The organism is Pseudoalteromonas sp. SG41-5 (assembly GCF_014164495.1).
Lineage (GTDB): Bacteria > Pseudomonadota > Gammaproteobacteria > Enterobacterales > Alteromonadaceae > Pseudoalteromonas > Pseudoalteromonas rhizosphaerae.
The window spans coordinates 1-409 of the sequence record NZ_JACJFH010000294.1; the positions used below are offsets into that span (position 1 = coordinate 1).

The following is a 409-nucleotide window of genomic DNA, read 5'->3' on the forward strand; positions in this document are numbered from 1 at the left end:
TTCTTTGTTGGGATATCGCCAAGCGGTAAGGCACCAGGTTTTGATCCTGGCATTCCCAGGTTCAAATCCTGGTATCCCAGCCAACTTCTTCTACCAAAGAATGTTGTTAAAGAATAACTCTAGCTACGAGTATAAACAGCAAAAACGTATATAATTATACGGACTATGCGGGAGTGGCGGAATTGGTAGACGCGCTGGATTTAGGTTCCAGTATCTTAGGATGTGAGAGTTCAAGTCTCTCCTTCCGCACCATGTTCTTGATAAGAATTAAAACTATCAACTGTTTCTTTGTTGGGATATCGCCAAGCGGTAAGGCACCAGGTTTTGATCCTGGCATTCCCAGGTTCAAATCCTGGTATCCCAGCCAACTTCTTCTACCAAAGAATGTTGTTAAAGAATAACTCTAGCT

General features: G+C 42.8%; 3 tRNA genes. All 3 read left to right on the plus strand.

Annotation, left to right across the window (positions count from 1 at the left end):
• Positions 1–8: 8 nt before the first annotated feature.
• The 3 genes from H5232_RS23680 (at position 9) to H5232_RS23690 (ending at position 367) form a co-directional block, all read left to right on the plus strand.
• A tRNA-Gln gene (locus H5232_RS23680) sits at positions 9–83 on the plus strand.
• Positions 84–167: 84 nt separating this feature from the next.
• Positions 168–252, plus strand: a tRNA-Leu gene (locus H5232_RS23685).
• A gap of 40 nt (positions 253–292) precedes the next feature.
• Positions 293–367 (plus strand) — tRNA-Gln (locus H5232_RS23690).
• Positions 368–409 lie beyond the last annotated feature (42 nt).